The organism is Aureisphaera galaxeae (genome assembly GCF_028561275.1).
In the GTDB taxonomy this organism is placed as follows: Bacteria; Bacteroidota; Bacteroidia; order Flavobacteriales; family Flavobacteriaceae; genus Aureisphaera; species Aureisphaera galaxeae.
This window is the reverse complement of sequence record NZ_JAQQTF010000018.1, coordinates 245153-269903: the sequence shown is the minus strand read 5'-3', so window position 1 is coordinate 269903 and position 24751 is coordinate 245153. Positions and strand designations below refer to the sequence as shown.

Genomic DNA, 24751 nt, shown 5'->3' with positions numbered 1-24751 from the left:
CTTTTTGTTATCCCATGAGCTTTTCAATGACTTTGAAAAGCTCTTTTTTTGTGTACGGTTTTGCCAAAAAGGCATCGACACCAGCGTCTAGCATTTCCTGCTGCTCATTTATGAGCGTACTTCCACTGGCCATTAATACCGGAATCTTTCTTTTCTGATTTTCGAAATCCCCTTTCAAAACCTTCAGCAATTCGGCCGCCTTTACATCGGGGAGTGCCTTTTTCAGGATAATAAGATCGTATTTCTTCTTTGCCAAAATTGAGAACATATGTTCTGCATTATTGGCCATTTCGATCACATATCCTTTTTCATTGTTCAAAAAGGTTTTCATGAAGAGCATTTGTGCCGTAGGGTCATTTTCAACAATAAGAATACGTCGGCTCTGGAAAATACCCGTCCCTTTTTTTACGGTTTTCTTTTCCCTCTTAGACACACGTTTTTCGAACGGGATTTCACAAACAAAGGTAGTTCCTTTGCCTTCCTCGCTACTTACGGAAACGGATCCTTCTAGTAGCGCTACGAGATCCTTAACAATCTTAAGACCCAATCCTTCGCCCAAGGGCTTATCCTTTTTCAGTTTAAGTTGGAAATAGGAGTCGAATACTTTCGATAGATCCTCTTCCGCAATGCCTCGGCCCGTATCACTTACGGTGAAAACGACTTTGGCCATTTTCTTGTCTACATTTTCATGAGAGACATCCAGCGTTACAGCTCCTTGTTCTGTATTTCTGAAGGCATTTTCCAATAAATTGAAAAGTATCTGGTTCAACCTAATGGGATCCCCAATAAAGGTCTTGGGCATCTGTTCTTCGGTGGCAATGATAAACTCTATCTTTTTGCCTCCATATTTTAGATCGTAATGATTCTGAATGTTGGCTAGGATATATCCCAAGTGGAAATTGACATGTTTTTTGGTAATGATACCTCTTTCGATTTTAGAAATATCCAGCATATCTTCCATCAATGTCTTTACATGTGTTCCGGCTTTGCGAATTACCTTAAGCGTTTCATATTGTTCGTAGTCCAACTTTGTTTCTCCCAAAAGTTCCAAGAACCCGAGCATGCTATTCAGCGGGTTTCGGATTTCGTGGTTGAGGTTGGACAAGAATCCATTTTTAAAATTTTCCTTGGCTTCCAGCAATCGCTTGTCAAACTCCAACTTACTCTTTGCAATGGAAACTTCGTTCTTTTCCTGCACCAAGGGATGGGAAGCGTCGTAATGTTCTGTAAAATCGAACAAAAGAATGGTGACATCGTTGCCCTTATTCAGAATTTCGATGTCCACAATTTTCCGGGAACCCTCTATTTCTAGATTTACACAAGGGAAATTGGTGTCCTCTTCTAGGGTAGGGAGAAATGCTTGTAATCCTTCAAAAAAGGGATGAAATGCTGCGATGGTTTTTCCTTTGGGAAAGGGAAAAAGAGCCTCATCGCTATCTATGATGGTGCCGTCTTTGGCAACCGATATTTCCTGTATACGTTTGTGGGCAATTTCAGATTTTAAACTGCTTAGGCTCATGTTAGGTGGTTTTAACCGCAATATCCTTGAAGAGGTCTTCTACCGTATTCCCGGTTTTCGCACTGGTGAAAAAGCAATTCTCGAAAATAGGATCCTTGAAAAAGGATTTGGTAAACTCACTATCAAACAAATCTGCTTTATTTCCCGCCAAGCTCACCGGAACGTTCGGGAATTTTTCCGTTAAATAGGAAAACTCGCTCTCCAACTGTTCGTAGGTCTCTGGCCGGGTCACATCGAACACATACACGAAACCGTGCGTACCCAACAAATAGGATTTCCGGGCTTTGTCTATAGACGTATTTCCTTCTATATCCCAGATGATCAGGGTGACGGTTTCATTCTCCAAGGAGATGTCTTTTTTCTTTACGTGTACACCTACGGTTACGAGATAGTCTTCGTTAAAGGCATCGTCTACATAACGACGCAGTAAACTGGTTTTACCAACCCCAAAATGCCCGAGGAGTACTATTTTTTTGGTTTGGGCCATTTAAAATTGAAAAATTATGGTTGTAAAGATATTTAAATCATTAGAGTTTAAAAGAAACTATGTCGATTAATTATGTATCAAAATCGAAATCCAAACCTTCCCGCACTTGAATGGCCTTAAGGTGAAATCCTCCAATGATCTCTTCTATTTCCTGAAGGTTTTGGCGTTGCTCTGGGGTAAGGGACGTGCGTTTCAGCTGTTCGATTTTGCGAACTGCCTCTTCCATTTCCGAAATAAGCTTGGTATCTAGCCGTTCACGGATGAAGTCCAAATAAGCCGCTTTTTCTGAAGAATACTTCAATTTAAGTTCATGCTCTTTCTCTAAAAGCATAGCGCTTTTCTTCTCCTGGGCCGCCTCGTGCAAATGTTCGTAATGCTGCGAATAGTCGAATAATAATATAGCCAGGAAATCCAACTCCTTTTTTATGGTGACATCGCAAATGGCTTCTTTGCCATGCACTTCTAACTGAACACAGGGGAACGCTAGGCTGTTTTCCATGATGCCTTCCTTTTCCAACTCGTGTTTCAGACTTTCGAAAAAAGGGTGTAGGGAGTAGAGGTCTTCATTTTCGGAAATATCGAAAATGGTATTGCTGCTAAAGAAAATCTCGCCTGAGGGCTTGGCATGGATTTCTTGGATCTTCTTCGAAAAGAATGTGCTTTGCTTGTTCATGACTCCAGTTTTTTGGTAAGTCGTGTAAATAGCGCTGCTATTCCTTCTCCGGTTTTGGCACTCACATAGCCTGTGACATCGATCTTCTTTTTCTTCATAATAGGGTTTATGTTTTCTTCTTCTTCCAAATCTATTTTGTTCCCAACAATTTCGAGGATTACCTTGGGATAGCGTTCTTTTATAAACTCGATATCCTTGTTAATTCCTTGATAGGTGTAAGGCCGCGTTACATCGAACACATAGATGAATGCATGCGAACCCAATAAATAAGACCCTCGGGTTTTGGACACAGACGAAAATCCTTCCAAGTCCCAAATGATCATGGATAGTTTTCTTCCCGAAGGCAATTCCAAGACCTTCTTTCGTATTTGAACGCCCAAGGTGGGGACATAGTCCTGTTCAAAAATATCCATTAAATAACGTCTTGCAATCGATGTTTTTCCAACACCAAATTGTCCCAAAAGGACAACCTTTTTTGTTATTTCCATTTTTTGAAAAATTCACGCAAAAACGAGTCGATTTCCTCCCGTGTGAGGGTAGAAACCTTAGGGGATAGTTTTTTGGAAAGGGTTAATAATTTGTTTTCGATCTTACTTTCAAAACTGCGGGTGTAATTTCCAGAAACCACCGCCGCAATGTAATAGCTGAAAAAGTTTTGGATGTGAATGGTGTAGAGTTCGTATTCTATGGCCTCTAGGTTTTGGGCGCCGGCGGAAAAAGCATCTTCTACGAAGCTTTTAATGGCTGTTAGCATGCCCGAGACCATGTCTTTGTCCAAGGTTTCTGTTTTACTGAAATTACCCAGCAAAATGCCCGAACCTTTTTCAATGACAAATATCTCATTCAAAATAGGGGGATTGGCTTCACTAAGAATGAGATCGCTTTCCTTTACCCCCGTAAACATAGCCTGAAGCTTTCGCTTCAAAGCCTGGAAGGAAAAGGTGTTGTTAACTTTTTTGTTGATGTTTTCTGAAAGACGGGCGATTTCGTTCTGCACATAGCGTTTTATCATTTTACCCATGATGGGATAGAGCGCTTCCACAACTTCATCTTTGGATTCTTGTATTTGTTTCTGAAGGGTTTCCGTGATGACCGGACCCAAACGGGATGGGATACTTTCTACAAATTCCTGCAATCGATCTTCTAAAATGGGATCGATCTTTTGGGTTAGCTTTTCCCTTTTTTCAATGGTGTCGGAAATCTTGTCCAGACGCTGGCTTACCGCACTCGCGACTTCCCTGTCGTCCATCAACAGGATTTCACGAAGCAATTTTAGCTTGTCTTCTTCCTCCTCTACCATGGTAGAATGTATTTTAAGAGCTTATTTTTTCGCCCAAATCGATAAGAAGTTTCCCCAACGTTTTCCGATCCAATTTTTCTTCGGAAAGGGCATTGGTTTTTGCTTGAAGGTTATCCTCTAGATCGGTAATTCTAATATTCACATCGGTGCTTAATGAATCGATGGACTGCATGAGCTCGTTACGAACTTCGTCTATATAGTGTTCCAGTTCCTTCTTTCGCTTGTCAATCTCCTTTTTTAAGGTGTCGAACTGACTGTCATACTGTTCTATGTTTTCACCAAAAATGAGGTTCTTAATCGCCTCGATTTTAGAAGAAGAATCCAATGAGGGTTGAGGGTCTTGAGGTGTGTTTTTCTTGGCCATTGACGGATTTGGTTACTTTAGTTCTTATAAAAGTACTAAAAAAACGAATAATCCACCAGCCAACTATAGTATTTATGCCCCTTGCATAAAGGACTCGGCCTTTTCTACCATCTTCTTACTGCCACAGAAAAAAGGCACACGTTGGTGAAGTTCAGTAGGTTGAATATCCATAATACGTTCAAAACCATTACTGGCTTTTGCACCTGCCTGCTCGGCAATAAATGCCATAGGATTGCACTCGTATAATAAGCGTAATTTACCGTTCGGATCTTTGGCGGTATTTGGATAGATATAAATACCTCCCTTGATCATGTTACGGTGAAAATCGCTGACCAATGAACCAATATAACGAGAGGTGTAAGGGCGATCGCCCCCCTCAGCCTGACAGTATTTGATGTAGTCTTTTACCCCTTGTGGGAAGTGTACATAGTTTCCTTCGTTTACCGAATAGATTTTACCGGTTTCCGGAAACTTCATATTTGGGTGGGAAAGATAGTACGTTCCAATAGCAGGGTTCAATGTAAAACCATTTACACCATGACCTGTGGTATATACAATCATGGTTGAGGTTCCATAAATGATATATCCAGCTGCTACCTGATTTTTCCCTGGTTGAAGGAAGTCTTCTAAAGTAACAGGGGTTCCTTCTGGGGTGATTCTACGGTAGATGGAAAAAATAGTTCCCACAGAAACGTTTACGTCAATGTTTGAAGAACCATCCAGCGGGTCTATCAATACCACATATTTGTTGTCATTCTTTTCGTTTCGTCCCTTAATGGTGATGAAATCATCCTCCTCTTCACTGGCAATACCACACACAATTTCTCGGTTGGTCAGGGTTTTGATGAATGCTTCATTGGCAAACACATCCAGTTTTTGTTGATCCTCCCCTTGCACATTGGTGTCGCCAGCAGCACCTAAAATGTCGACCAAACCGGCTTTGTTCACTTCGTGGTTAACTACCTTGGCGGCAAGACGAATGGAGTTGATTAATCTGGACAGTTCCCCTGAAGAATACTTGAATTCACCCTGGTTTTCGATAATGAATTCTCCTAGGGTCTTGTTTTTTTGTGGCATTATAGCGTAGGTTGTTGTGAATTTGGGCCAAATATCGGGATTTTTAGGAAAATTGAACCGATATTTGCTCTGGAAAATCTCTTGCCTATGGACATTCAGATTCGTAAAGCGACCCCCAAGGATATGGGCGATGTACTCGACCTCATTACCGAACTGGCCATCTTTGAGAAAGAGCCGGATGGGGTAAAGATTTCTGTAGAAGATTTGGAAGTCGCTGGATTTGGTGAAAACCCCATGTATACTTGCTTCGTGGCTGAGTTTGAAAATGAAATTATGGGAATGGCCTTGATCTATTTCCGATTCTCCACTTGGGTAGGCAAAACAGTACACCTTGAAGATTTGGTAGTTCGTGAGAAGATGCGTGGAAAAGGTGTAGGGAACCTACTGTACAAGGAGGTCATGAAATTTGCACGGGAAGAAGGCGTAAAACGGGTCAATTGGATGGTGTTGGGATGGAACAAAGGTGCCATCAAGTTTTACGAACGCACCGGGGCAAAAGTGCAGGACGATTGGTGGCAAGTAGAGATGGACGAAGAAGGGATCAAAAATTTTGTAGATAATAACTAATACGCATACACAAAAGCAAATGAAAGTTTTCAAATTTGGTGGGGCGTCGGTAAAAGATGCCAATGGAGTCAAAAACATGGTTTCAGTACTAAAAACAACCGGGGAGAAAGACCTGGTTGTCGTTGTTTCGGCCATGGGTAAAATGACCAATGCCTTCGAAGCGATGGTCAGGGATTATTTTTCGGATTCCAAGGATTATAAAGCTTCCAAAAGTGAAATCTATCAGTACCATCAGACCATTCTAAAGGATCTTTTTCCGAACGAATCGCATCCCATCTTCGAAAAGATTAATGCACTGTTTGCCGATATGGGTCAGTTTTTGGAAGGGAACAAATCCATAAACCATGCTTTTGTATACGATCAAGTGGTTTCTTACGGTGAGTTGGTATCCACAACCATTGTGTCTACCTATCTCAACGAAATAGGAATGGACAATACTTGGTTGGACGTAAGAACCTGCATTAGGACCAACGATTATTACCGTGACGCCAAAGTGGACTGGCAACGAACGCAAGCCCGTATTACCGAGACGGTTCAGAAGAAAGGAATTACCATTACCCAAGGATTTTTGGGAGCAGAAGCCGAGAATAATTTCACTACTACTTTGGGGCGGGAAGGAAGTGATTATACCGCGGCCATATTTGCCTATTGTCTCAATGCTGAAAGTGTAACCATTTGGAAGGATGTTCCTGGGGTTTTGAACGCAGATCCGAGGTATTTCAACAACACCCAACTGCTCAAACATATTTCGTATCGTGAAGCCATAGAATTGGCCTTTTATGGAGCTTCGGTAATTCACCCAAAAACATTGCAGCCTTTACAGCGAAAGGAGATTCCATTGTTCGTAAAATCCTTCGAAAATCCGCAGAACCAAGGTACCTGCGTTGGGAAAGGAGTTACCTTGGATCCTATGACTTCCTGTTTTATCCTGAAGAAAAACCAGGTGCTTATTTCACTGTCTTCTTTGGACTTTAGTTTTATGATGGAAGACAACTTTAGCGATGTGTTCAATTTGCTACACCAATACAAAATGAAGGTGGAGCTTATTCAGAACTCGGCCATTAGCTTTTCGGTATGTGTGGACAATAAATACAACAATCTGGAGGCGTTACTCACCAAACTAAGGGAGAAATTTAAGGTAACCTGTTACTACGGGGTTACGTTATATACGATTCGCCATTCTAAGCCTGTGGAGATTAAATCGTTAACCGAAGAGAAGGAAGTTCTTCTTAAGCAAGAAAGTGCCGAAACGGTGCAAGTAGTAGTAAACGAGTAAATTAATATTTCGGGGGTTTCCCTATATTTGTTCTCCTTCGCAATGAAGGGATCGCTAATCCTAACCACCTATTATGGGACTTGTTAATGCCAAAGAAGTAGCTAAGGCCATTAAAGTCGAAAAGTTCGGCTTTTTGGGTACTTCTATGGGGTGGTTATTAATGAAGATCTTGAAGATTTCTACCATGAACAAGATCTATAACAAGCACAAGCACAGAAGCGATCTCGAGTTTATGAATGCCTTGTTGGACGAATTTGAAATCAAGTTCGAAATTCCGGAAGAAGACCTAAAGCGAATTCCCAAAAACGGATCGTTCATTACCATTTCCAATCATCCCTTGGGAGGAATAGATGGTATCTTGCTGTTGAAATTGTTATTGGAGCATCGCCCCGATTTTAAGATCATTGCCAACTTCCTGTTGCATAGAATTGAACCCTTAAAACCGTATGTAATGCCGGTGAATCCCTTCGAAGGACATAGGGATGCCAAGAGCAGCGTTATGGGTTTTAAAAGCGCGATCATGCATTTGCGGGAAGGACATCCCCTAGGGATTTTTCCGGCAGGGGAAGTATCTACCTATCGCGATGGAAAATTGGTTGTGGACAAACCTTGGGAGGTAGCCGCTATGAAATTGGTGAAAAAAGCTGAGGTACCTGTGGTGCCTATTTATTTTCATGCCAAGAACAGCAAGTTGTTCTATCGGTTGGCCAAATTGAGCGATACCTTGCGAACCGCAAAATTACCATCAGAATTGCTTACCCAAAAAGAGCGGGTGATCAAGGTGAGGATTGGGAATCCCATTTCGGCTAAGGATCAGGCGGAATATGAAAACTTGGAAGAATTTACCGAGTTCTTACGGAAGAAAACCTATGTGCTTTCCAATCCGTTCGAAAAGAAGAAATTATTGGAAACCATTCCCAAGACCATCAAAATAAATAAGCCACCCAAGCAAATAGCGGGTCCAGTTTCCATAGAATCCATGCAGGAAGAGATCAAAGCCTTGGAAGAAGATGGCAAGCGTTTACTTAAGAGTAAAAACTATGAGGTGTATTTGGCACCGGCGGTGGCTATTCCCAATATTCTTCAAGAAGTAGGGCGTCTACGTGAGATTACCTTTAGGGAAGTTGGGGAAGGAACCAACAATGCCACGGATTTAGATCATTATGATACCTATTATCATCACATGTTCCTTTGGGACAATGATGCTAAACGGTTGGTGGGAGCCTATCGCATGGGATTGGGGCAAAAGATTTATGAGAAGCATGGTATTGATGGATTTTACCTGCAAAGCCTTTTCAGATTCGATGAAGAACTCCATGATATGATGAGCAAGTCTATCGAGATGGGACGTGCCTTTATCGTGAAGGAATACCAGCAACGTCCAATGCCTTTGTTTTTACTTTGGAAGGGGATTGTACACACAACACTTCGCTTCCCAAGGCATAAGTTCCTCATTGGTGGAGTAAGCATTAGCAATCAGTTTTCAGAGTTTTCAAAATCCTTGATGATAGAGTTCATGAAATCCAATTACTACGATCCTTATGTAGCCCAGTACATTCACCCAAAAAAGGAATACAAGGTGAAGTTGAAGGATGCCGACAAGGATTTCATTTTCGATGAAAGTGCTGCCGATCTCAATAAATTCGACAAGCTCATCGATGAGGTAGAACCGGGAAGCCTTCGACTACCCGTACTTATCAAAAAATATATTAAGCAGAATGCCAAGGTAGTGGCATTCAACGTGGACCCTATGTTCAATAACGCAGTCGACGGGCTTATGTACATCCGTATTGCCGATCTTCCCGAAAGTACCGTAAAACCGGTAATGGAGGAGTTCCAGGCCGAACTCGAGAAAAAATACCTAAATAGAAGCGAGGAGGAATAATTATTCTTTCACTCCTTGCTGCATTCCTTTTTCCGCTTTCAAAAGATCTTCAAGACTAAATCGATGTTTGTTCGAAGGCTCAGCAACATCTTCTATAAGATTGATTAACCTTACTGTATTAGACACTTGGGTGTTCGAAATGGATAGATAATTTTCAATGCATTCCTTGTGTGCCTTCAGTTTTTGGTCCGTAGATTCGTCCTTGGATTTTAATATTTCCGTTACAAAATTTTGATTAAGACTGGCCATGGCCCCCTTATCGTTGAGATCATTGAGCCATGCCAGAATTCCAAGGGTAAGCTGGGCATAGTTGGATCGGCTATCCTGCATTTTAAGAGGAGGGTCTTTCAGTAATAAAGTAACAATGCTCAACATACCAAATCCCCCAAAGGCAGCCGCCAAAAATGTTTCTCCTTTCCAACCAAAATAAATGGCAATTCCTATAAGAATGTAACCCAAAGCGAAGGTTAACGAGAACATGATTTTTATGATGTTTTGCACCTGTTGACTTTCCTTTAAGGCCGCTTCCAAGGATAACTTGAGCTTGCTGGCAAGGTTGAGGGTTTCAACTCCCGAGGCATTCATGGCCAATTGTAGGGCTACATTGGGGCTTTCGATCATTTGAATTTTTGAAATGGTTTTTTCTGGGACTCCCATTTCCTTTAATGTTTTTACGTCATAACGACTTTTTGGGTCTGCCAGACTATCGATTACATCTTCCAGTAATTTCATTTTTAAAAGTGTTTTAGTTATGGGGAGTTAATCCTTCATCGGAAAACCATACAGATGTCATCACCGTGTTAAAATCTTCCTAACATAAAAACCTTCCCGGTTTTTGTAAGTCAGACCTAAAGAACAAACTAAAACCATATATTATGAAGAAGCTTCTGTTTATCCTACTGCTACTTCCAGCATTACTCAACTGCTCTACGGGCGATGACGACACCAACACTACAGCAAACGACAATGACGACCAAGGGACGACTACCGATTGTTCCAATACATCGAGCACCTTCTCCATTAACTTGGATGCTTCCACCTGTACAACAGCTATAAGCACCAATAGTATCTACTCGGAAGTTGTAAATACAGGTTCGGATACTCGGGTTATTACGATTAATAGTATTCCGGAGCATTTGGTAGGTTCATTTCCCAATGCAGGAAACCCCAATACCATTAGCGAACAGAATTTTAGTTATAGTTTAGATTTAACCCCGTCGTTAGCAAGTACCACCACGAGGGCACAGGGTTATGAGTTCGGGGTGCTCTATAGTGGGGTTTCCATGGATCCCTTTACTGCGGAGTTTTTTATTGGCACCAATGGAGTGAACATGGATTGGAACATTACCACGCTTACCAATTCGGTGAACCTCGGATTGGATTGCAACAATGCTCATGTACAACCTACCGGGAAGTATCACTACCATGGGACGCCAAGTGCCTATGTGGCCGATTTGGGTATAGATGGCAGTGAGATGGTGAAGGTAGGATATGCGGCCGATGGTTTCCCCATCTATTATAAGTACGGATACGATGATGATGGCAATACGATTATGGCTTTGGAAAGTGGTTATCAACTGCTCGAAGGAGCACGCCCTGGCGATGGCCTCACAGCTCCCGATGGTTGTTACGATGGTACGTACTTTCAGGATTATGAATATGTGAATGGCACTTCTTTATTGGATGAATGCAACGGACGCTTTGGAAAAACACCAGAAAGCGATGATGAGTATTATTATGTGATAACGGATAATTTTCCATCTTCTCCATTGTGCTTTTCGGGAACGCCTAGTAATGATTTTAGATTCTTTTAATCATGAAGAAATTGAAGATACATTTGTTGGTTGTTTGTATTGGGATGGTGTCCACAGTTTGTGGGCATAATCCCAATCAGATTGGATATGATTTCAACGAAGAAGAACAGTCACTAACCGTACATTTCACATTACGCTCTGCTTTGGATTTGGTAAAGCGTCTCTGCCCGGAAACTGCAGATGGAAACATGATCCAACTTTCAGAGTATTATCAAGACATTGATGCTTACTTCAATTCAGAAATACAGCTTCAGATTAACGACAAAGATGTTTCCTTAAATTTGAAAGAAGCTGCGCTAGATCAACACGATGCTTATGTAAAATTTGATCTTACCGCTGGAAATGATTGGAACTCCATTGCTTTGACCCTGGATAGTTATACTGAAATCTATAGACGGACCCAAAACATCGTAAAGATTGAAGGGCAGCGGTACCTTTTAGATAAAGGCAACCGACAACTGCGATTGAAAGTATAGTCTAAAGAGCAAAGAGCGTGTGGGGAAGGGCTATTTTGAAGCCATTTTCAATCACAGATTGATACGCATCACTTTCAGGATTCAGTACGGGATTGGTATGATTGAAATGAATGAAGTACACCTTTTGTTTTTCTTCTGGAGGTAGCGAACCAAAAAGTTCCATGCTTTCAATGATAAAAGGATGGGGAATCTGCGAAATGTCACGGGTGTTGATCTCTTCTCCATGGTAAAAGGTAGCGTCTAAGAAGGCGTAATCGACTTCAGAAATAACATCTATGATCGATGTTCCCCACTTTTCCCATTTGTCGATATCCGGAATAAATAGCGCCTTTTTTACAGGTCCTTCTATGATATAACCCACAGTTTCCGAATATTCGTCGCGATGTGGTACCAAGAAGGGCGTTACCGAAACAGCATCGGATAGTTGTACGGGTTGTTGGTGTTGCATTTCAGTAATTTCGATATTGTCATTCTTCACCAATTGATCCCAAGGGCCATTGGTTTCCAAGAAACTTTTCATTCGGGGCATGGCATACACGGGGACTTTTTGAGCATTGGTTGCTTCTTTTCCCAGATACATGAGTCCGGAGTAATGTCCTATATGCGCATGGGTAAGAAATACGCCATGGGGGAGTTCGCTTTCGTTCTGCGCTATGAATTTCAGTTTTTTGGTTTGGGTCGAAATATCAGGGGTGGCTTCAAAAAGATAGTATTTGTCAGTATTGGGATCAATAAGCCCCAACGAGACCACTTTTCGTAAGGGATCTGGATTTTCGAACAAAGCTTTACAACATTCCTTTTTGCAACCTATGTGAGGTGATCCAGCATCTTGGAGGGTCCCCAAAACCACAAGATGCGCAGGGTCGGTGATTATCATATCATTAGCTGGCTCAGTAGCAGGCGACGGTTCTTTCTCCGAACCGGATTGGCAACCCCAAAGAACTATAATAAGCAAAAAGGATACGAATCTCATTCTTTAGGAGTGTGGTTTAGAATGGTAAGGTATTTAGGCCAAGGACCTACTTCGTTCTTGTATTGTTTGGCCATAACACGGGAAATTTGAGCGATATGGCCAAGATCGTGCACCACCCAAGCCGCCAGCATTTCACGCAGTTCCACAGGTCCTAATTCGGGATGGTTGGCTTGTTTGGAAAGGTCTTGCTCGGTCAGATTTTTAGAACGAAGGGTATCTAGATTGGAGGTGCGAAGGGATTCGAATTCGCCCAATAAATCTTCCAAGGTCTTTCCCTCGCTCATTTTGAATTGCGCAAAACGGTCATAGGGATCGAAGGTTTTCTTCGGGCCATCACTTAACACAATTTCCAATCGAGGCATCCAGTCTGTTTTTTCCCCATGGACCAAATGCCCAATAACATCGTAAGGGCTCCAACTGTCGCCTCCTTCATTTTGTTGGGTCCAAACATCGGGTAAACCCGATAATAGGGATCGCATGACGGAAGGCGTCCGTTCCAATACCGAGATGGCTTCGTTAAGGTTGTATTTCATGTCTTTTACTTTGGTTCTACAATAAGGAATACAGCGGTACTGTCGCCAATGTTCAGCACCCTATGCCAATCGATGCCGTCATTATAAAAGTCGGTTCCTGTAGGGACGTTCACTTCCCGAATACCCGTGGTGTCTTCAATTCTAAAGGTGCTTCCCACTAGGGTATATCCAAAATGCTTGGCATGGAAATGCTTTTCATGTCCAACTCCTGGAGGAAAAGTGCATTTCAGTATGCGTAGGTCTGCATTGTCCAGTACCTTTTGGCAAACTGGGCTTCCTTTCCAACCAGCTTCCAAAGGATCGGGTAAGGTCGACTTGGAGCCACAGGCCATAATGCAGGTTAAAAGAGTCCCGGATACCCATATTTTAAAGAAATTGGCAGGCATACTTCCAAAGATAGCATATTCTGTAGGGCTTACAGATAGCTAAGCCACTTTTTGTGTTTGTTGGCCAGCTTGTAGTACATATACTTTTTACAGAAGGGATAGGTGATAAGAACCACGGCGATCCAAACGAGATAAACCACTCCCAAAGAGTATCCGTAATTCGCTAATTCGGGATTGGTAAAGTTCTCTTGGGTGAAGATCATTAGTTTCCAATCCTTTCCAGTAAGGACAAGACCGAGAAGCGCTCCCAAATGAACCACAAGGATATGAAGGAGATAGTAGAAGAAAGGAACCCTTCCAAAAACGATAAAGAACTGGGAAACCTTGTTCTGTACTTTTTCCACTCCATACAAGAATAGGAAGGAAGGCCCGAGGGTAATAAGTAAGAAAGCCAAAGAAGGCGGGTATTTTGCCACATTAAAGAAGGACAACATCGTGTAGGTGGTGTTTTTCTGAACGGACCAAGGAACCAAATCCCCATATATATTGATCCCCCTCAATAGAAAGAAAAGCAAAACCGAACCTACCCCCAGTCGCAGGAGCCATTTTTTTCGAATAGTAGGATTATAGTCTCGCTTGTACAGGTATCCGAAGACATATCCCAGAACCATGACCCCGATCCAAGGAATGATGGGATACGAAATGCCTACCCAACGATCGCCTATCGTGGTAAAAGAATACTTATGGAGTAGCGACCAAAAAACACCTATACCACTGCTTTCAGCAGTAATGTCATCTAAAAGATTGTGGCCAAAAACCAATAAAAGCCCGAATACGATCAGTATATTTTTTGGAAGGTGAATGAGTGCCGCCAAGAGAATCATGCAAATACCAATCGCCCAGAGTACTTGAAGGTTAATGAAGCCAAAAGAAGGATCGAACCACCAGAAAAACGTATTTATGGTCACCTCGATAAGGATGAGCCATAGACCACGGGTCCAAAGGAAATGGGATAGCTCTTTTTTGGTTCGTTTTTGTCCGTATAGAAATGCTGAGGTCCCTGCCAAGAACACAAACACCGGTGCACAGAAATGAGTTACGAATCGAGTGAAAAACAACCAAGGAGTGGTAGTTTCCATACTGGTTGGGTCGCTTGCCCAGGCACCTAAATGATAATAATCCCTTACATGATCCAACGCCATAATAACCATCACAATCCCGCGAAGAAAGTCTATGGATTGGATTCTATGGGAGGTGATCGTCTTCACGAATTATCATTATGTTCTTGTAGCTCTTTTTCTATTTCCCCAGCCGTTGCTTCCAACAAATTCTTGAAACCGGTTAAGTAATTTACCTTAGTTCTGTCAGCTTCAATTTTTAGGTTGATAAGGTTCTCCAATTCCAAATCATCGAAAAATGGAGTAAAATCTTCAACTTTGTTAATTGGAATCATTCGTGAACTTTTAATGATTTGTGCATAGTTCAGATGCTTCATCATATAAGGCTCAATGAGTGTATTTAATTGGGTGTTGGAGTAATTGTCTACCGTATTGGCAAAGCTCAATGATCGCTTTAATCTAAGCAACAAATCCTTGAGTAGGGGATTGTCAATTTTAGAAGCGTACCCTTCTTCCAGAAATTCGGTGGTGGCAGGCATGTCGTAAGTGACAGTTATAACACTCGAAAGTGAAGATAGTGTGTTGTGAAGCGATTGAACCGAATCCGGATCCCTCGATTTAAGGACACTGAGGGATTTTCTATTATTGCTGACAACGATGGAATCGATAAGTAGAGCTTTTCTTCCCACTTGCTCTAAAGTAGAGGTTATTTCATCATGGATACGGGAATAGCGGATGGCTATTTCGTCGTTTTCCAGTCTTTGGGAATTCCAATTATTTACCTGAAGTGCTAGCAATATACCAATCATGACCAAGGCGATTTCACCCAAGGCGTATAGTAAATATTTCGGAAGCCTGTTTTCCTTCAGAAGCTTTTGCCGGATACGACGAAAAAAATGGATCATGACAAACGAGTTGGTTTAAAGATATAAAAATAGTTGCTAGTCTGTTTGTTAGGAAAATGATGTGGACGTTACGCAAGCAAGAGTAGGCTTATAGCGATGATAGCAGGCAGTGCCTGTACAAAGAAAATCTTTTTATGGGCCGTAAGGGCACCATAAATACCCGCTACCGCAACACATCCTAAAAAGAATAGAGAAACATTCACTTTCCAGATAGGATCCTGGATAAAATAGGTCCATATTAAGCCTGCGGCAAGAAATCCGTTGTAAAGTCCTTGATTGGCCGCTAGAGGTTTGGTAGGCTCGAAGAGTTCCTTCGGGAATCCCCGGAAAATCCTCCGTCCTATGGTAGTCCAGGCAAACATCTCGAAATACATGAAGTAAAGATGCAATGCCGCTACGACGCCGATAAGAACTTGGGCTGCTAGCTCCATAGTTTATAGATTGTTCCCTATAAAGCTACAATAATATTCTTTATGTTGCGACAGCCTTCTAAAATTGGAAGTAGATGAATTGTTCCCCACTACCTTGCGAGATGACGATGAAAAAGAATAGTAAAGCCCAAAACACGCCAAATACCCATGGGTTCGTTTTTCCAGCCACTGCTTTCATGGAGGTGTTTCTCATAACCCAATGACATAGAAATAGGCCTAAAATAACCAGCATGACCTTGATAATATCGAAGGTGTACAGCACCTTTTTACCGTCTTCGTTTAAAAAGAACATGGATAGGATCATATTTTTGGCCGTACTGAATTCCCTTGCCCTAAAGAATACCCACGTAATATTGACACAAGTGTATGTGAGCAGGGCTAAGATGATACCATTCCACGCATTGATCTTTATTTTTATAGCACCTCGAAGCAGGCGCTCCACGATCAAGTAAATTCCGTGTAGTGCTCCCCAGACCACAAAAGTCCAAGCCGCGCCGTGCCAAAGGCCGCCCAAAAGCATGGTGAGCGTTAGGGCTACGTACATTCGGGTGATACCATGTCGGTTTCCGCCCAAAGGAATGTATAGATAATCCCGTAACCAACTGGAAAGGGAAATATGCCATCTACGCCATAGATCTGAAAATCCGATGGCCGCATAGGGATATCGAAAGTTGTCGGGCAGGTGAATTCCAAGCAATAACGCAATCCCAATGGCACATGTTGAGTAGCCAGCAAAGTCGAAAAATATTTGTCCGGAAAATGCCAATGTTCCTGTCCAGGCATCCAAGCTGTGTAAAACATCCCTGGATCCAAAAACGTCATCGGCCGTTCCAGATAGTAGGGTGTCCGCTAGCACTACTTTTTGAAATAACCCAATGGTCAAAAGAAAAAGACCCCAAAGGAACTGTTGGGTAGTTGCCCTTTTTTCTTCGTAAAATTGAGTAATTAGTTCTTTTGCCCTCACAATAGGACCTGCGACAAGTTGTGGGAAGAACGTTACATATAGGGCAAAATCAAGAAAAGTTCGTGCACGCTCTATCCTTCTATTGTACATGTCTATGGTGTAAGACATGGTTTGGAATGTATAAAAAGAAATCCCCATAGGAAGGATAATATCCATGGGACGCGCTGTATATTCTACTCCTATAGCGTTTAAAAGCGCGGTAAAATTTTCGAGAAGGAAGTCTCCATATTTAAAAAATGCAAGAAAACCGAGGTTCACGAAAAGGCTCAGCAAAAGCCAAAGTTTTCTTTTCCTTTGGTTCTCCAAAACGGCCAATTTCTTTCCTGCCGTCCAATCTACTACAGTCGATATCCAAAGAAGTACGACCAGAGGGGGATTCCAAAGTCCATAGAACACATAACTAGCCAATAGCAGCATGCGCTTTTTGTTGGTCCAAGCAAATAATCTAGAATAGTAGAGTCCTAATACAATAGCTAGGAATACGACGAAGCTTAACGAGTTAAACAGCATAATTACTTGGTTTTAGGATTCGTTAATACTCCATCATTCTTGAAAATAGAAATCAATTCTGTGGTGAAAAAATCAGCATCTTCCTTCGATAAATGCGACCATTCCGGTAAGTTTAAATTCCTGAATTGGGGGTAATCATCATAGTGGTACGATGGAAGTTTTGATTGTAAAACCAAGGAATCCCAAAATTCACTTCTCGCAAAGGCTTTGGCTTCTATCTCCTTGAACCAGCCGTTTGAAGGGCAGCGAACTAAAATAATCTGGCCGCCTTTTTCTTGAAATTTGGTGGCATATTCAAGAAAGAATGCCATGGTGGAAGCCTTATCTGGCGGAGGACGGTCGCCTTTTAATATATCCTGCCACGCCACTTTAATGGTATTGGCATAGGCAGTATCGTTTGTTGCACGCTCTAGCATTTGCACGTTTCTATCCAACGATACTTCCTCGAAAAGATTAAATGGTGACGGAAGGGGACCAGCACGCTCACCCTTTCGTTGGTGCGAAAGCAAGGTTTTGAGGTCAACATCTGTATCCCAGTTTTCTTCCCCAGCCCTTATAAATGCCAAATTCTTTTGAAGCGGGATCGACAATTGATGATTAAGTCGTTGCGCATACGTTCGGTCATTGAAATACTCGACTTTGCTCTGTGCCCTTTTCCAAGGCGGCGCTTCGGGAAAGGTGGTCGAAAAGAACAAGCCCGAAGTTACCCCTACAATCATAGTTCCTTTAAAGTCTGTATTCTCTACGATATCGCGAAGTACAGGCAATGGGGAGGAACCTTGAACGGCAAGCATTACAGGATCGGTACCCGTATGTTTTCTCCATAGATCATTTTGAATGTCGAATAGGATTCTTGATGAACCTATAAATACTACCTGATCGTCCGAGGGGTTCTTTAGTTTGGATCTTTGTATGGCCCATAGATCCTTATTGTCATCAATATTGGGAAGGCGGTCTTGAGCACGCCAATAGAATTCCCATCCAATAACAGCTAGCAAACCCAGTGCACTGGCTAGGATAAACGATTTTCGTAAATTCATGAAACAAGTGTTTAACAATGCTCATGAAATTTCTTGGGGTGAAATCCACGGTACCCAATGAGAGGAGAAACAGATATTACATATGCATACCTGTTTTGGTGTGCGGGTTAGGCATTGGTTAGTTAGTGAATGTAAAGTTATGAAAATTAATCACATACACACTACGTAAAAGTACGTACCTCTCCCTTCTGTGCCATCGGAAATAGGCGATGAAATTTTATATCCTAAAGAAATTCTTCGCTAAAACTGGCGCAGTAATCTTTAATCTCATTTCTGGCCTTTTCAAAAGCAGTGTGTTTTTCTTCGTCCGTTCCCTCCACTTTGGATGGATCGAAGAAATTGTGATGCAATCGTTGGGCGTTTGGAGCGGGGATAAAGGGACAGTTTTCGTTGGCATGGTCGCAAACGGTGATGATAAAGTCCCATGCAATTCCTTGGTATTCGTCCACATGATTGGAGGTATGCCCGGTAATATCAATACCATCTTCTTTCATGATAGCCACAGCACCTGGATTCAATCCATGGGTTTCAATTCCAGCTGAGTAAATATTGGCTTTGTCTCCTGCTATTTGATTAAGGTACCCATGGGCCATTTGACTTCGGCAACTGTTGCCCGTGCAGAGCACAAGTATGTTTTTCATATAATTTATTTTTTTACTTCTTCGCTCCATCAACACGTTGTCATGCCAGATTCCGTCTCGTTTCGCCACCTTTTCACGGGTGCCTATAATGCGGAATCCACATTTTTCGTGTAGCTGTATGCTTATTTTATTTTGAGGGAAAATTGCTGCTTGCAAGGTCCAAAACCCTTCCTTCTCACTTTCCCGAACCAGGTACTCCAACAACTTTCTTCCCAAACCTTGGCCGCGGGCCGCTTCCGAAATATAAATGGTGTCCTCAACAACCCCTCTATATACGTATCGTTTGGAGGTAGCGCTCAAAGCGCACCAACCGATCACCCTTTCGTTGGCTAGAGCCACGTATCGACATACGGGGAGGAACTTTTGGTTCCAGGTTTCCCAGCCGGGTACTTCCGTTTCGAACGTGGCGATCCCTGTATCCAAACCTTCCTGGTAGATAGCGGCTACTTCAGGAAAATGTTCTTTTGTGAGCGGAAGGATTTTCATGGTTTAACAACAACCACTTCCGGGAGCACAACCAGCATCTACATTTCCTGCCACAACGGGTTCTTCTACGCCACAGGTTTCCTTTGCCTTACAGTCGGTTTTTTCCACGGCTAATTTAAGGAGTAGGTTGGTACCGTGTATTTCGTAATCGTTAACAAAAAGTTGCGCTGTGTGAAAGAGGGAATTGCCATATTCGAACTTCACTTCAGAGGCCAAGTCATAGGCTTTCATCCGGCCTACTTTGTTGAGAATACCCAAGGCCTTATAGGTGGACATGAATTCGGTTTTTCCCAATTCTGAAGGGCTTTCCCAAAGTTGAATGACAGTCTCATTCCAAGCATCGGAATTGGCTCCGCAGTCTACCGAGTCGATCTTTATGTGTTTTACTTCGGTGATATGGTAATTGGCTCCTACCAATTGCCCAGAGGTATATTCGAATAATAATGATTTATCCTGATGTGTTTTCAGTAGCTCTAATAACTCTTGTGTTTTCATAGTTGTACTATTTGGGTTAACAACATTTTTGTTCTGTGGTTTCGAAAAAATCATGGAAAAGTTCCTTTAAGGCCGTGAGCTTATCCTTGTTTATGGTATACAATTGGCTCTTCCCTACAAATCGGCTTTTTAGCAATCCAGATTTCTTAATCACCTGAAGATGCTGGGAAGTAGTAGGCTGGGAAAGCCGTATGTTCCCTGCGATCTGCATGCAGGAACATCCCTCGCAATCGCCTATGTAATTAAGGATGGAAATGCGAGCAGGATGTGAAAGGACCTTGGCCATATCGGCCAACTGATTTACTTGTACGGAATGTAAAAAACGTTTGGAAACTCCCATGATCTATAATTTATATATCGCAATATTACGATAATAAACCATATAAAAAAAGTCTTTGATGAATTTTTCAAAGACTTTAACGTTTTTAGAACCAAGGTTTTTGGCCCGCTTGATATGTTTGGTAGAATTCTTCGTCACTCTTGGTGAGGTAAATAATACCTTCAACAACTCCAATAATGGAAGTAGCCATAACAAGAAGAAACCCAATACCGAAACACAGCAGTACGTATCCTACCAAAGTAATAGCGGCAAGGATGATACCTTCTTTTTGATATCCCAGAATAAATTTGTGAATTCCGAAGGATCCTAGAAATAAAGCGAGCAGTCCAGCGAGTAGTTTCTTGTTCTCTCCACTGTTGGTCGCTTCGTTCCAACTTTCTTTGAATTCCTTAGCAGATTCTTTTGCCTCATCGGCAAATTCCTTGGCAGTTTCTTTTGCTTCGTTAGCGGCCTCGTTGGCCTTGTCCTTTAGGTCATCCCCTAGGCTTTTGTCTTCTTCTTCTGACATGATGTTTTTGGTTTGATCATTAGTGAGTTATAAATGTAAAAAATTATTTATAAAAAAGCACTGTCTACGGGTTCCCAAAGCTCTATTTTATTTCCCTCGGGATCCATGATCCAACCAAATTTCCCATAATCGTATTCTTCCATTTCGCCCACTACGGTAACACCTTCCTCTTTAAGGACCTCTAAGAGTTCCTTGAGGTTCTCTACCCGGAAGTTCATCATAAATTGTTTCTCACTAGGACTAAAATACTTCGTATCTGCGGCAAAAGGGCTCCATTGGGTAGAGCATTTATTCCCAGCTTCGTCCTTCCACCAAAAGGTCCAGCCGTATTGATCTGTGGGAATACCTAGATGGGTTTTGTACCAATCTTTTATTTTGTCGGGATTTTCTGTTTTAAAGAAGAAACCTCCTAATCCTGTAACTCTATTTTTCATTATTTGTCTTGGTTAATCGTTTATCTTTTTTGTCTAGCGGTATCGTAAATGTCGATCCATTCTTCTACGGTCATCTTCTGGCATAGCTCGGCAATGAGATCGTATGGAATGGCTTCCACTTTTTTGAAACGGACACAACTCTTGCCCATATCCAATTTATATTTCGAATGTTTAGGGAATTCTGCCACAAACCAATCCAACAATTCTTGCTTAGCGTAGATTCCGCTATGATAGAGCGCCACAAAATTCTTTTGTGAAGCAATATTGATGAAAGGAAGTGGGTCTTTCGGGTTGCAATGATACCCTGCCGGATAAATGGAATGGGGTACGTAAAACCCAATCATTTTATAAGTGATTCCTTCTTCGAAACCTTTAGGGAGGTTTTCCTTTACGGTTTGTCTTAATTTCTCAACGGGGTCTTTTCGTTCTTCGGGTAGCTGCTCGATGTACTCTGCTACAGTGTCTGCGTCGTATTGCATGATTTTATTATTTACGTTGTAAGATAAGTCCTGAAATGAGGGAAATAACAAATCCCATGATAAGTACGGTGGCGAACATGATAAATGCCATGAATCCGGACCCGCCGTATTGTGCCATCTGTTCCTTCAGTACCTTGCTCTGTGTCTCATATTCGGCAGGGGTCAAGGTGGCTTTCATGTCTGCCAACATTTTGGTTTCGTATTCTACCGCAAAATCTGGATTAATAGCGGTGGTGTAGATATAATCGATAATACCAAAGCCTATGCCTGCGAAGAGTGAAATGAGTAAACCTAATAGTAGGGCCTTGCCAAATGATATTTTACCTTCATTCTCATTGTCACGGTAATGGCGAATGCCAAAAAACACAAAAATAAGAGAGAGCGCCATGGATACATATCCGATGACTTCCTGAACAGAATAGTCTAAACTTTTTCCAATTAAAAGGGCGATCAAGAAAAGTCCCGCTGCGGTGAGAAGGGAATACGCCCCGTACTTTAAAATTGTTTTCTTCATGATTTAATTTTTTGGTTTGGTCAAAAGTAAGATGAGCCTCAAAAAATGCACTCATACTAAAGTACCAAATTCCCTCATACTTTAGTAGGAATCGCAGCTATACAATGATTTTTAGGGATTTGGCTTTTTGCACGGCTTGGGTGCGTCGCTTCACATCCAACTTCGTGAATAGGTTAGAAACATGGGTCTTTACGGTACTTTCGGAAACAAAAAGTTGGTCGGCAATTTCCTTATTAGACAATCCTTCCGAAATTTTCATCAAGATTTCGTGTTCCCGTTTACTGAGCCCAAGTTCTGCCACTTTTTGATCGTCAATTTTATGGATTTCGGAGTTTTCTGTGGAGGTATTGCGCGCCCTTCTATTGATATATACCCCGATAATAAAAAATATAATGGCTATAATGGCTATGACAACTTCGATACCTAGACTGCCAGAAGAAATAGTAAACTTGCTCAATTGAAACAAAGTGAGCAAAGCAATGATAAGTGCGCCAAAAACAAAAACGGTTTTTTTCACACCTAAAAGTAGAAAAATATCTACTTATTCCTTAATGATTCTTTCGCTAAAAGCTGTCATACCATTCCTATCCTCTAATTGAAGGAAATATACCCCGGTTGGGATTTCGGAAATGGGAATGCTTTGATTCTGTAATTTTCCGGCTCGAATTAACTTCCCTTCCAAATTATAAATAGAGTATGAAAGATTCGCTGGGTTCACGATTTGAAAGCGAAGGGTAGAACGTACAGGATTTTCGATCAATTCTATACCGTATGGATCGAAATCCTCGGTATTCAAACTACAGACGACTGTATTCAAGCTTTGTACAGGGCAGGCCGAAGCCATGTATTCGGTCATGGTGGCACCGCCATAGACTTGTCCGGTTAATGATACTAAATCGGCCAGGAGTTCATAGTCTTCGGTCTCCAAATCATAGCGATACAATTTGGCAAACTGATCCATGGCGTAAATGGTATTCGTATCGCAATCCACAAAATCGTTCACAAAAGTCCATAACAAAGGGACTGAACAACCGATATTGACAATTTCACTTCCATCATAGGCCTTGATGAAATCGTTTAAAAACCCTGGATAGACCATATTGCCTTTGTAAAAGGTATAGTCGCCCGGAGAAGAAATATCGTTATCTACGAATTCCGTAACTCCTGTATCCAGATTATGCGAGTATAACTCTTGAGCCAACCACCTACTGGTAAGAAGCTCATTGTTCGCATTACAAACCAAAGAAGTGTATGAATCGCCTTCAGGAAGTGTAGTGACTGGAATAAAGGTTTCGCTTACCAAGTCTATTTCTATGATGGTCCAAACATTGGTCACTCCGTAAAGCTTTCCATCTGGAGCAAAGGCCAAATCGGTAATAAAACCAGCTTCCGACGTGGGGATCGTAAATAGATTAGTGACCGAAAAATCGTTTAAGTCGATGATCTTTATCTCATTGAAATTATTCACTATGTACATCTCCTGGGCAAAGCCCGTGGTCATGAACAGTAATAGTAGTAAGGTGTAAATTTTTTTCATATCGAGGGGATCTTATTGTCGAATGATTTTTTGCTGAAACACGCTGCTCCCCTGACTATTTCTTACGGTTAAAAAATAAAGCCCTTGTGAAAGTTGCGATAGGTCTATAAATTCGGAAGAAACTGCTCCTTCCCTTACCAGCTGCCCTTGATTGGTGTAAATAGCATGGCTGAAGGTGTCGTACGGTTTCTGGACCGTTATATACAATTGGTCTTTTGCTGGGTTGGGTCCTGCCGAAATTCCATAAGGATTGGGATCATTTGTAGATAAGCTGCAAGAAACACTATTCAGGGTTTCTGTAGGGCATTGGGATGCCATGTATTCGTTAGGTATGGCCCCTCCATATACTTGGCCAGCACCCAAAAATAGATTGGCCAGTGTTTCACTGTCTTCGGTTTCTAAATCGAAGCGGATGAGGTTGGATAATTGATCAATTCCATATATGATACCGGTATCACAATTGGTGAAATCATTCACAAAGGTCCATGTAAGATTAGGGGAACAGCCAACGGTTTGTATTTGCGCACCATCGTATGAATGAATGAAAAGGCCGTCCGGACCTGGGAACACAAGATTACCCTTATAGAAAGTGAAGTCTCCTGCAGATGAGAAATTTCCCTCGGTAGTAGTGGCGGTTCCAGTATCTAAATCGTAAAGGTAGAGTGTGCCCGATAAAGATTTGCTGGTATAGAGAATATTATCTGCACTGCAAACCAATCCTGTATAGATATCATCTAATGGAAGGTCTGCTATCACATTAAACGATTCGGTATCGAAATCTACTTCTACTATTTTCTTTTGGGTAGTAACGCCGTAGAGGGTGCCATCTGGGCTAAAAGCAATGTCTGTTAAGAGTCCGACAGTTGAAACAGAGACAGAGAAAAGATCCGTCACCTCATAAGTAGTTAGGTCTACAATTTTAAGACCGTTACCTCCATTTACCACATACATTTGTTGGGCAAAACTGAAGGTAAAAAACAAAAGTCCGATGAAGGTAGAGCTCCTCGTTTTCATGTTGGTTACTGTCGCGATTGCATTTATAAAACAATCGTAATCCTTAAATTCCTACTAATCAGTTA

The 24751-nt window shown here is 41.8% G+C and carries 31 protein-coding genes; 5 read left to right on the top strand and 26 right to left on the bottom strand.

The features are described 5' to 3' along the window. Positions 1 to 7 precede the first annotated feature (7 nt). The 7 genes from POV27_RS18295 to fbp form a co-directional block, all read right to left on the bottom strand. Positions 8 to 1519 carry an ATP-binding response regulator gene (locus tag POV27_RS18295; RefSeq protein ID WP_272864240.1) on the bottom strand — a complete coding sequence of 504 codons (1512 nt, stop codon included), beginning with the start codon at positions 1517 to 1519 and terminating at the stop codon, positions 8 to 10. 1 nt (position 1520) lies between these two features. Further along, a complete protein-coding gene (locus POV27_RS18290) occupies positions 1521 to 2006 on the bottom strand; it encodes a Rab family GTPase (protein WP_272864239.1) in 486 nt (161 codons plus the stop codon). Positions 2007 to 2076: 70 nt separating this feature from the next. Next, positions 2077 to 2679 carry a hypothetical protein gene (locus tag POV27_RS18285; RefSeq protein WP_272864238.1) on the bottom strand — a complete coding sequence of 201 codons (603 nt, stop codon included), beginning with the start codon at positions 2677 to 2679 and terminating at the stop codon, positions 2077 to 2079. Then, complete coding sequence (locus tag POV27_RS18280) at positions 2676 to 3167, bottom strand: Rab family GTPase (RefSeq protein ID WP_272864237.1); 492 nt, start codon at positions 3165 to 3167, stop codon at positions 2676 to 2678. The genes POV27_RS18285 and POV27_RS18280 overlap by 4 nt, the downstream gene beginning before the upstream one ends. Beyond that, complete coding sequence (locus tag POV27_RS18275) at positions 3158 to 3979, bottom strand: cell envelope biogenesis protein OmpA (RefSeq protein WP_272864236.1); 822 nt, start codon at positions 3977 to 3979, stop codon at positions 3158 to 3160. The genes POV27_RS18280 and POV27_RS18275 overlap by 10 nt, the downstream gene beginning before the upstream one ends. Positions 3980 to 3992: 13 nt before the next feature. Beyond that, positions 3993 to 4343 (bottom strand): fructose 1,6-bisphosphatase, encoded by a 351-nt coding sequence (locus tag POV27_RS18270; RefSeq protein WP_272864235.1) that lies wholly within the window; start codon positions 4341 to 4343, stop codon positions 3993 to 3995. 72 nt (positions 4344 to 4415) lie between these two features. Then, on the bottom strand, positions 4416 to 5420 hold the full coding sequence (fbp, locus tag POV27_RS18265) for a class 1 fructose-bisphosphatase (protein WP_272864234.1): 1005 nt from the start codon (positions 5418 to 5420) through the stop codon (positions 4416 to 4418). 87 nt (positions 5421 to 5507) lie between these two features. Between fbp and POV27_RS18260 the strand changes: the two genes are divergently transcribed. From POV27_RS18260 to POV27_RS18250, 3 genes are all read left to right on the top strand, one after another. After that, entirely contained in the window at positions 5508 to 5987 is a 480-nt protein-coding gene (locus POV27_RS18260) for a GNAT family N-acetyltransferase (RefSeq protein WP_272864233.1), read from the top strand. A gap of 19 nt (positions 5988 to 6006) precedes the next feature. Next, positions 6007 to 7263: an aspartate kinase gene (locus POV27_RS18255; RefSeq protein ID WP_272864232.1), complete on the top strand. Its 1257-nt coding sequence runs from the start codon at positions 6007 to 6009 to the stop codon at positions 7261 to 7263. A gap of 73 nt (positions 7264 to 7336) precedes the next feature. Further along, positions 7337 to 9148, top strand: a complete 1812-nt coding sequence (locus POV27_RS18250; RefSeq protein ID WP_272864231.1) for a lysophospholipid acyltransferase family protein — start codon at positions 7337 to 7339, stop codon at positions 9146 to 9148. Here the strand turns inward: POV27_RS18250 and POV27_RS18245 are convergent, their stop codons facing one another. Continuing rightward, positions 9149 to 9880 (bottom strand): hypothetical protein, encoded by a 732-nt coding sequence (locus tag POV27_RS18245; RefSeq protein ID WP_272864230.1) that lies wholly within the window; start codon positions 9878 to 9880, stop codon positions 9149 to 9151. It lies immediately after the preceding gene. Between the two features lie 143 nt (positions 9881 to 10023). On the opposite strand from POV27_RS18245, the gene POV27_RS18240 reads away from it, so the two are divergent. Both POV27_RS18240 and POV27_RS18235 read left to right on the top strand, forming a co-directional pair. Then, on the top strand, positions 10024 to 10962 hold the full coding sequence (locus POV27_RS18240; protein ID WP_272864229.1) for a YHYH protein: 939 nt from the start codon (positions 10024 to 10026) through the stop codon (positions 10960 to 10962). A gap of 2 nt (positions 10963 to 10964) precedes the next feature. Next, the gene (locus POV27_RS18235; protein WP_272864228.1) at positions 10965 to 11438 is read left to right on the top strand and encodes a DUF6702 family protein; all 474 of its coding nucleotides are present in this window, start codon (positions 10965 to 10967) and stop codon (positions 11436 to 11438) included. 1 nt (position 11439) lies between these two features. Here the strand turns inward: POV27_RS18235 and POV27_RS18230 are convergent, their stop codons facing one another. The 18 genes from POV27_RS18230 to POV27_RS18140 all read right to left on the bottom strand — a co-directional run bounded on the left by POV27_RS18230 (position 11440) and on the right by POV27_RS18140 (position 24686). Next, complete coding sequence (locus POV27_RS18230) at positions 11440 to 12411, bottom strand: MBL fold metallo-hydrolase (protein ID WP_272864227.1); 972 nt, start codon at positions 12409 to 12411, stop codon at positions 11440 to 11442. Then, on the bottom strand, positions 12408 to 12944 hold the full coding sequence (locus tag POV27_RS18225) for a DinB family protein (protein WP_272864226.1): 537 nt from the start codon (positions 12942 to 12944) through the stop codon (positions 12408 to 12410). The genes POV27_RS18230 and POV27_RS18225 overlap by 4 nt, the downstream gene beginning before the upstream one ends. A 5-nt stretch (positions 12945 to 12949) precedes the next feature. Beyond that, the gene (locus POV27_RS18220) at positions 12950 to 13330 is read right to left on the bottom strand and encodes a cupin domain-containing protein (RefSeq protein WP_272864225.1); all 381 of its coding nucleotides are present in this window, start codon (positions 13328 to 13330) and stop codon (positions 12950 to 12952) included. A 29-nt stretch (positions 13331 to 13359) separates the two neighbouring features. Then, positions 13360 to 14538, bottom strand: a complete 1179-nt coding sequence (locus POV27_RS18215; protein WP_272864224.1) for an acetyltransferase domain-containing protein — start codon at positions 14536 to 14538, stop codon at positions 13360 to 13362. Continuing rightward, entirely contained in the window at positions 14535 to 15293 is a 759-nt protein-coding gene (locus tag POV27_RS18210; protein WP_272864223.1) for a hypothetical protein, read from the bottom strand. The genes POV27_RS18215 and POV27_RS18210 overlap by 4 nt, the downstream gene beginning before the upstream one ends. A 68-nt stretch (positions 15294 to 15361) precedes the next feature. After that, positions 15362 to 15724, bottom strand: a complete 363-nt coding sequence (locus tag POV27_RS18205; protein WP_272864222.1) for a DUF1304 domain-containing protein — start codon at positions 15722 to 15724, stop codon at positions 15362 to 15364. A gap of 58 nt (positions 15725 to 15782) precedes the next feature. Continuing rightward, positions 15783 to 17198, bottom strand: a complete 1416-nt coding sequence (locus POV27_RS18200) for an MBOAT family O-acyltransferase (RefSeq protein ID WP_272864221.1) — start codon at positions 17196 to 17198, stop codon at positions 15783 to 15785. A 2-nt stretch (positions 17199 to 17200) separates the two neighbouring features. Continuing rightward, on the bottom strand, positions 17201 to 18238 hold the full coding sequence (locus tag POV27_RS18195; protein WP_272864220.1) for a hypothetical protein: 1038 nt from the start codon (positions 18236 to 18238) through the stop codon (positions 17201 to 17203). A 224-nt stretch (positions 18239 to 18462) separates the two neighbouring features. Next, positions 18463 to 19365: a GNAT family N-acetyltransferase gene (locus POV27_RS20320; RefSeq protein WP_336375846.1), complete on the bottom strand. Its 903-nt coding sequence runs from the start codon at positions 19363 to 19365 to the stop codon at positions 18463 to 18465. A 3-nt stretch (positions 19366 to 19368) separates the two neighbouring features. Then, positions 19369 to 19860 carry a DUF6428 family protein gene (locus POV27_RS18180; protein ID WP_272864219.1) on the bottom strand — a complete coding sequence of 164 codons (492 nt, stop codon included), beginning with the start codon at positions 19858 to 19860 and terminating at the stop codon, positions 19369 to 19371. A 16-nt stretch (positions 19861 to 19876) separates the two neighbouring features. Then, the gene (locus POV27_RS18175; RefSeq protein ID WP_272864218.1) at positions 19877 to 20200 is read right to left on the bottom strand and encodes an ArsR/SmtB family transcription factor; all 324 of its coding nucleotides are present in this window, start codon (positions 20198 to 20200) and stop codon (positions 19877 to 19879) included. 85 nt (positions 20201 to 20285) lie between these two features. Further along, on the bottom strand, positions 20286 to 20708 hold the full coding sequence (locus POV27_RS18170; RefSeq protein WP_272864217.1) for an NINE protein: 423 nt from the start codon (positions 20706 to 20708) through the stop codon (positions 20286 to 20288). Positions 20709 to 20755: 47 nt separating this feature from the next. Further along, positions 20756 to 21142 carry a VOC family protein gene (locus tag POV27_RS18165; RefSeq protein WP_272864216.1) on the bottom strand — a complete coding sequence of 129 codons (387 nt, stop codon included), beginning with the start codon at positions 21140 to 21142 and terminating at the stop codon, positions 20756 to 20758. A 20-nt stretch (positions 21143 to 21162) separates the two neighbouring features. Beyond that, positions 21163 to 21621 (bottom strand): DUF1801 domain-containing protein, encoded by a 459-nt coding sequence (locus tag POV27_RS18160; protein ID WP_272864215.1) that lies wholly within the window; start codon positions 21619 to 21621, stop codon positions 21163 to 21165. Between the two features lie 7 nt (positions 21622 to 21628). Further along, positions 21629 to 22135 carry a DUF4199 domain-containing protein gene (locus POV27_RS18155; RefSeq protein ID WP_272864214.1) on the bottom strand — a complete coding sequence of 169 codons (507 nt, stop codon included), beginning with the start codon at positions 22133 to 22135 and terminating at the stop codon, positions 21629 to 21631. 97 nt (positions 22136 to 22232) lie between these two features. Then, complete coding sequence (locus POV27_RS18150; RefSeq protein ID WP_272864213.1) at positions 22233 to 22652, bottom strand: response regulator transcription factor; 420 nt, start codon at positions 22650 to 22652, stop codon at positions 22233 to 22235. A 24-nt stretch (positions 22653 to 22676) separates the two neighbouring features. Further along, complete coding sequence (locus POV27_RS18145) at positions 22677 to 23672, bottom strand: T9SS type A sorting domain-containing protein (RefSeq protein WP_272864212.1); 996 nt, start codon at positions 23670 to 23672, stop codon at positions 22677 to 22679. Positions 23673 to 23684: 12 nt separating this feature from the next. Next, positions 23685 to 24686: a T9SS type A sorting domain-containing protein gene (locus POV27_RS18140; RefSeq protein WP_272864211.1), complete on the bottom strand. Its 1002-nt coding sequence runs from the start codon at positions 24684 to 24686 to the stop codon at positions 23685 to 23687. Positions 24687 to 24751: the final 65 nt, after the last annotated feature.

Coding starts and splice junctions, on each gene's coding strand:
- POV27_RS18220 (WP_272864225.1), bottom strand. CDS start 13,330: ATGCCTGCCAATTTCTTTAAAATATGGGTATCCGGGACTCTTTTAACC.
- fbp (WP_272864234.1), bottom strand. CDS start 5,420: ATGCCACAAAAAAACAAGACCCTAGGAGAATTCATTATCGAAAACCAG.
- POV27_RS18280 (WP_272864237.1), bottom strand. CDS start 3,167: ATGGAAATAACAAAAAAGGTTGTCCTTTTGGGACAATTTGGTGTTGGA.
- POV27_RS18295 (WP_272864240.1), bottom strand. CDS start 1,519: ATGAGCCTAAGCAGTTTAAAATCTGAAATTGCCCACAAACGTATACAG.
- POV27_RS18240 (WP_272864229.1), top strand. CDS start 10,024: ATGAAGAAGCTTCTGTTTATCCTACTGCTACTTCCAGCATTACTCAAC.
- POV27_RS18275 (WP_272864236.1), bottom strand. CDS start 3,979: ATGGTAGAGGAGGAAGAAGACAAGCTAAAATTGCTTCGTGAAATCCTG.
- POV27_RS18165 (WP_272864216.1), bottom strand. CDS start 21,142: ATGAAAAATAGAGTTACAGGATTAGGAGGTTTCTTCTTTAAAACAGAA.
- POV27_RS18170 (WP_272864217.1), bottom strand. CDS start 20,708: ATGTCAGAAGAAGAAGACAAAAGCCTAGGGGATGACCTAAAGGACAAG.
- POV27_RS20320 (WP_336375846.1), bottom strand. CDS start 19,365: ATGAAAATCCTTCCGCTCACAAAAGAACATTTTCCTGAAGTAGCCGCT.
- POV27_RS18195 (WP_272864220.1), bottom strand. CDS start 18,238: ATGAATTTACGAAAATCGTTTATCCTAGCCAGTGCACTGGGTTTGCTA.
- POV27_RS18180 (WP_272864219.1), bottom strand. CDS start 19,860: ATGAAAACACAAGAGTTATTAGAGCTACTGAAAACACATCAGGATAAA.
- POV27_RS18160 (WP_272864215.1), bottom strand. CDS start 21,621: ATGCAATACGACGCAGACACTGTAGCAGAGTACATCGAGCAGCTACCC.
- POV27_RS18255 (WP_272864232.1), top strand. CDS start 6,007: ATGAAAGTTTTCAAATTTGGTGGGGCGTCGGTAAAAGATGCCAATGGA.
- POV27_RS18250 (WP_272864231.1), top strand. CDS start 7,337: ATGGGACTTGTTAATGCCAAAGAAGTAGCTAAGGCCATTAAAGTCGAA.
- POV27_RS18205 (WP_272864222.1), bottom strand. CDS start 15,724: ATGGAGCTAGCAGCCCAAGTTCTTATCGGCGTCGTAGCGGCATTGCAT.
- POV27_RS18155 (WP_272864214.1), bottom strand. CDS start 22,135: ATGAAGAAAACAATTTTAAAGTACGGGGCGTATTCCCTTCTCACCGCA.
- POV27_RS18235 (WP_272864228.1), top strand. CDS start 10,965: ATGAAGAAATTGAAGATACATTTGTTGGTTGTTTGTATTGGGATGGTG.
- POV27_RS18140 (WP_272864211.1), bottom strand. CDS start 24,686: ATGAAAACGAGGAGCTCTACCTTCATCGGACTTTTGTTTTTTACCTTC.
- POV27_RS18225 (WP_272864226.1), bottom strand. CDS start 12,944: ATGAAATACAACCTTAACGAAGCCATCTCGGTATTGGAACGGACGCCT.
- POV27_RS18290 (WP_272864239.1), bottom strand. CDS start 2,006: ATGGCCCAAACCAAAAAAATAGTACTCCTCGGGCATTTTGGGGTTGGT.
- POV27_RS18285 (WP_272864238.1), bottom strand. CDS start 2,679: ATGAACAAGCAAAGCACATTCTTTTCGAAGAAGATCCAAGAAATCCAT.
- POV27_RS18145 (WP_272864212.1), bottom strand. CDS start 23,672: ATGAAAAAAATTTACACCTTACTACTATTACTGTTCATGACCACGGGC.
- POV27_RS18245 (WP_272864230.1), bottom strand. CDS start 9,880: ATGAAATTACTGGAAGATGTAATCGATAGTCTGGCAGACCCAAAAAGT.
- POV27_RS18230 (WP_272864227.1), bottom strand. CDS start 12,411: ATGAGATTCGTATCCTTTTTGCTTATTATAGTTCTTTGGGGTTGCCAA.
- POV27_RS18260 (WP_272864233.1), top strand. CDS start 5,508: ATGGACATTCAGATTCGTAAAGCGACCCCCAAGGATATGGGCGATGTA.
- POV27_RS18175 (WP_272864218.1), bottom strand. CDS start 20,200: ATGGGAGTTTCCAAACGTTTTTTACATTCCGTACAAGTAAATCAGTTG.
- POV27_RS18210 (WP_272864223.1), bottom strand. CDS start 15,293: ATGATCCATTTTTTTCGTCGTATCCGGCAAAAGCTTCTGAAGGAAAAC.
- POV27_RS18200 (WP_272864221.1), bottom strand. CDS start 17,198: ATGCTGTTTAACTCGTTAAGCTTCGTCGTATTCCTAGCTATTGTATTA.
- POV27_RS18270 (WP_272864235.1), bottom strand. CDS start 4,343: ATGGCCAAGAAAAACACACCTCAAGACCCTCAACCCTCATTGGATTCT.